General features: G+C 72.5%; 4 protein-coding genes. 1 reads left to right on the plus strand and 3 read right to left on the minus strand.

Annotation, left to right across the window (positions count from 1 at the left end; genetic code table 11):
* Positions 1 to 130 precede the first annotated feature (130 nt).
* From ACWGKU_RS37570 to ACWGKU_RS37580, 3 genes are all read right to left on the minus strand, one after another.
* Entirely contained in the window at positions 131 to 343 is a 213-nt protein-coding gene (locus ACWGKU_RS37570) for a hypothetical protein (RefSeq protein ID WP_401048497.1), read from the minus strand.
* Between the two features lie 731 nt (positions 344 to 1,074).
* Positions 1,075 to 2,271, minus strand: coding sequence for a serpin family protein (locus ACWGKU_RS37575; protein ID WP_331768689.1), 1,197 nt, complete (start codon positions 2,269 to 2,271; stop codon positions 1,075 to 1,077).
* A gap of 223 nt (positions 2,272 to 2,494) precedes the next feature.
* Positions 2,495 to 3,151 carry a TetR/AcrR family transcriptional regulator gene (locus ACWGKU_RS37580; RefSeq protein WP_331768688.1) on the minus strand — a complete coding sequence of 219 codons (657 nt, stop codon included), beginning with the start codon at positions 3,149 to 3,151 and terminating at the stop codon, positions 2,495 to 2,497.
* 107 nt (positions 3,152 to 3,258) lie between these two features.
* Between ACWGKU_RS37580 and ACWGKU_RS37585 the strand changes: the two genes are divergently transcribed.
* Positions 3,259 to 4,296: a medium chain dehydrogenase/reductase family protein gene (locus ACWGKU_RS37585; protein WP_331768687.1), complete on the plus strand. Its 1,038-nt coding sequence runs from the start codon at positions 3,259 to 3,261 to the stop codon at positions 4,294 to 4,296.
* Positions 4,297 to 4,386 lie beyond the last annotated feature (90 nt).

Raw genomic sequence — 4,386 nt, forward strand, 5'->3', positions numbered from 1 at the left:
GTGTTTGTAGTTGGCTCTCTTTTTTTTTAAAATCAGCGGGGTGAACACCGGGGGGGCCGCGGTCAACCCCCCCCGGGGGGGGGGGGGGCCGGCGGGGGGCCCCCCCCGCCACGGTGGATGAACCGGACCGTCAGGAGGACTGGCCGAGCTCGCGCGCGACCGCGCCCGTGGCGAGGACCGCCGCGATGGCGGCCTGGACGTCGTAGCCCAGGACGACGAGCACGACGACCGCGACGCCGGTCGGGAGGATCCAGGGCACGCCGAGCGTGCGGTTCCCGGGGAGGTGGATGCAGAACGCGTCCCCGCTGGCGGGCCTCCGCGAGGTGTGACGGCGCATGGCCATGGTGATCATGTCCTTTGGTCCGGACGGTATTTGACGTTCTGTCACGGGTTGCCGCCCGCGACGCGCCCAGCATTTCACGGCCGTCCCGCGGCGCCGCAATGGCCTGGGGCGGGCCGTTTTTCACAAACCGTCCGAGGGCACTCCAGCGCTGGCCCGACGTGGGACCCGACCCGCTTCGTCCGCACCGGCGGGAGGTGGACAACCCCGCCGGCCCCGCAGGTCGAGGGCGGCCGTTGTGCACGAGCATCCGGTCTCGTTTGCGAAACAGTTTCCTCCTTGGGCAACACCCCGCCCCGGGCCGAAGCTGGTCGCGGCGCTCCCACCCGGAGCCGCCCATCACGGCGCCCATCCCTTGGTCCGGACGGTCGCCACGCACCACCCGAGGCCCCGTCTGTTGCCGCAGACCCCTCGCCCCGCCCGGCGGTGCCGCACGACGCGGCACCGCCGGCGTTGCGTCCGCTCCTCGTGGGGCCGGTCGTCCGAGGTGGTGGCGTCAGATCCACGCGGCTGTTCGGGCAGGCGCAAGGCCGGAGGCGCCGGTCGCGCCGTTCGCGGAACGGCTGCGCAGCGGTGGCCACCTGCCGGGCGGGCACCACGACCCCGAGGAGCGGTCGGCGAGCAAGCTCCTTCGCCGCCACGACACCACCGCACTCGCGCCGCTTCGGGCGGGCGTCCTTCACACGACACCCGACCGTCCGACGCTGCCCCGTGCCGTCCGTTGCTTCACGGGCTCACCATTCCCAGGACGATTCCTCGAAGGCCTCGGGTTCGGTGATCCAGCCGGCGTTCAGGACGAGCCGTGAGGTGCGGTGGACGGCGAGGAAGCCGAACGGCCGGTCGAATCGAGCGCTGATCATGCGGGCGCGATAGCGGAACCGCGGCGGTAGCCCCGCGCCCGCCAGGCTCAGGGCAGTGACGCTCGCGGAACGGAAGCCGCGAGCGCCGAACGTGGCAGTCACCGTCTGTGCGGCGGCCTCGACCGCCAACGGCTCGGCGCTGATGCCGGGGAAGTGACCTCGGGTTCGGTCCGTTGCTGTTCGGAGGCCGAACAGCTCAGGGTCCTTGAGCAGATCGTGGCGGGCGGTGATGGTGAAGGGCACGGTTTCCACCACCAGCTTCGATTCGCCGTCGAGGCTGGGAACACGCTCGACCGTCAGCCCGGGGCCCGGAGCGCCGTAGGGGAGTTCACCGCCCGGGAGTACTGTCCTCCGGTTGTCGAGGGTCCGCACCGCTGCCGCCAGCACATGCCCTGGCAGGGCGTCCTCTGTCCCCAGGAACAGGTGGACATCGATTCCCTGGGCGCCGAGAACGTGGAGCACGGTGACGGGACCTGTCGGGGTCTGGGTGACTCCCACGCGGTCGAGGAGTGCGGTGACCCGGGACAGGCCGGCCATGTCCCTGCCCCGCCACGGGCCGGCCGCCGCCTCCAGGCCGCCGGGTTCGAACGGGCGGATCCAGTCGGTGCGGACCGTAAGGGCGCTGGCCAGCACCAGTCGGGTGTCCGGCTCGACGGTCACCGGCATCGACGGGATCTGTCCGCCGGTGCACGTCGCCGCCCAGGCGTCGAGTCGAGCCTGATCCGAGGCCGCGTCGCCGGTGAGCTGTCCGTGGACGCGTTCGGGGAGTGCGGCAAGCCAGCTCCGCTCGATCGGCAGAGCTTCGTGGGTCCACAGGCCGAGCGCCCCTTGCACGCCGGGCATCGCATCGATCGCGGCCAGCAGGCCCCGCGCCTCGCCCGCAGCCCGGTCTGCCGGGATGCCGATGGCATCGGCAAGTTCCGTACGGACGGCGGCGGTTGCGCCGTCTGCCAGCAGAGCCAGCAGCGGCCACACCCCGGCGGTGGTGAAGGCCGTGCCGCCTTCCGGCAGAGCGGCAGCCCAGCGCGCGGTCAACGCATTGACGGCCCGGACGGTGGAACTACGAATCATGCCCACCCCTTCGAGGAACACCTGACCCCGGGAGCGTAGGGCCGACCCGTCCGGGGCGGCCAGCGAGATACGTGGGCGCTCCTGGTGACGAACCGCAAGCTCGGCTCGGACGGGCTCATCGACGACACGGGCATCGAGTGCGCAGGGAACCGGCAGGACCCGGCCCCCGGGCCGCCGTCCGGCCGCCCCCGTGCCTGCCACCGCGCCTCGACCCGCCGCATGATCAATTACCGGACGGGCCTTGGCTCTTGAGGTGCGCCAGCGTGGAGATCAGCCGGTCGGCGATGCCCTCGGGCCAGGGGAAGGCGATCGTCACCGCCCGTTGGTGGGCCAGCCCGTGCAGGCCCAGCCACAGGGCGACGGCGTCCGCCCAGGGGTCGTCGGTGGCGGCCAGGCCGGCGGCGGCGCACTCGGCCAGGACATCGGCGAGCAGGTGCAGGGGCGCCATGCCGAGGGTGGCCATGTCCTCCTGCGTCACGGCGGTGTCCTGGAGCACGGGCACCCAGACGCCGCCGAGCATGGTGCGGTAGCGCTCCGGGTGGTCCTCGGAGAAGCCCAGGTAGGCGTGGCAGAAGGCGAGCAGACGTGCCCGGGGGTCCTCGCCGGCCGCGTCCACGGCGGCGCGGAGCTGTGCTTCCAGCTGGTCGAAGGCCTGCTGCACCACGGCCAGCATGATGGCCGGCTGGTCGGGGAAGTGGCGGTAGATCGAGGGGGCGGCGATCCCGACCCGGCGGGCGACGGACCGCAGGGTGACGGCGCTCTCGCTACCGGTCTCGTCGAGCAGCTCGACCGCGGCGGCCACGATGTCCTCGCGGAGACGGGCACCCTCCCCCCGGCGGTTGCGGGGGCGGGCGGACAGTGTGCTCGATTCGTTTCCCATGCCGTGAGCTTACAGGTGAAAACTTACAGCCGACAGCCCTTGTGTGCGGTGAGCTTACGCGCGTAACGTTACGGCCGTAAGCAATGCTGAGCCGAACGGAGCACGCCATGAACGACGCCGTCATCACCCGCGCCATCGAGGTCGTCCTGCCGGGCGAGGTCGAGCCGGACGGCCTCCGGCTGCGCACCCGCGACCTCCCGCCGCCGACCGACGGCCGGGTCCTGCTGCGGATGGACGCCACCGGCGTCTCCTTCGCCGAGCAGCAGATGCGCCGCGGCAAGTACTACGACCAGCCGCCCTTCCCCTTCGTGCCCGGCTACGACGTGGTCGGCACGGTGGTCGCGACCGGCCCCGGCGTCGACCCGGCGATGACCGGGCGCCGCTTCGCCGCCGTCACCAAGACCGGCGCCTGGGCCAGCCACCTGCTGATCGACGCCGCGGACGCCGTCCCCGTGCCGGACGGCGTGACGGCCGCCGACGCCGAGACCGTGGTCGTCAACGGCGTGACGGCCTGGCAGATGCTGCACCGGACGGCGAAGGTGGCCCGGGGCGCGACGATCGTCGTGCTCGGCGCCAACGGCGGCGTCGGCTCGACCCTCGTCCAACTGGCCCGGCACGCCGGGATCACGGTGATCGGCACGGCCTCCGCGCGCCACCACGACACCGTCCGCGCCCTCGGTGCGACCCCGGTCGACCACCGCGACCCGGACGCGTACCAGCGCATCCGGGAACTCGCACCCGACGGCGTCGACGCGGTGTTCGACCACGTCGGCGGCGCCGGACTGGCGCGGTCCTGGCAACTGCTTCGCCGCGGAGGGGTCCTGGTGTCCTACGGCACCGCCGCCACCAAGGACGAGGCCGGCGACTCGCGGCTCCCGGTGCTGAACCTGTTCGCCCGGTTGGCGTTGTGGAACCTGCTCCCCAACGGGCGCTCCGCGCACTTCTACAACCTGTGGGCGGGCAGGCGCCGCCCCGCGGCCTTCCGGGCCCGGCTGCGCGAGGACCTCACCCAGGTGCTGGCCCTGCTCGCCGACGGCACGCTCACCGCCCAGGTCGCCGCAGAGTTCCCCCTCGACGAGGCCGCGGCCGCGCTTGCGCTGGCCGAGTCGCGCACCGTCGCGGGCAAGGTCGTCATCGTCCGCTAAGGCGTGTCTGACAAATGATCATCTGGTTGGTTCGCGGAGCCAGAGGATTAGGGAGGCCAGGACGACTCCGGCGCGGTAGCGGTCGGCGAG

It is taken from the genome of Kitasatospora sp. NPDC054768 (genome assembly GCF_053612025.1).

Coding starts and splice junctions, on each gene's coding strand:
- ACWGKU_RS37570 (WP_401048497.1), bottom strand. CDS start 343: ATGGCCATGCGCCGTCACACCTCGCGGAGGCCCGCCAGCGGGGACGCG.
- ACWGKU_RS37575 (WP_331768689.1), bottom strand. CDS start 2,271: ATGATTCGTAGTTCCACCGTCCGGGCCGTCAATGCGTTGACCGCGCGC.
- ACWGKU_RS37580 (WP_331768688.1), bottom strand. CDS start 3,151: ATGGGAAACGAATCGAGCACACTGTCCGCCCGCCCCCGCAACCGCCGG.
- ACWGKU_RS37585 (WP_331768687.1), top strand. CDS start 3,259: ATGAACGACGCCGTCATCACCCGCGCCATCGAGGTCGTCCTGCCGGGC.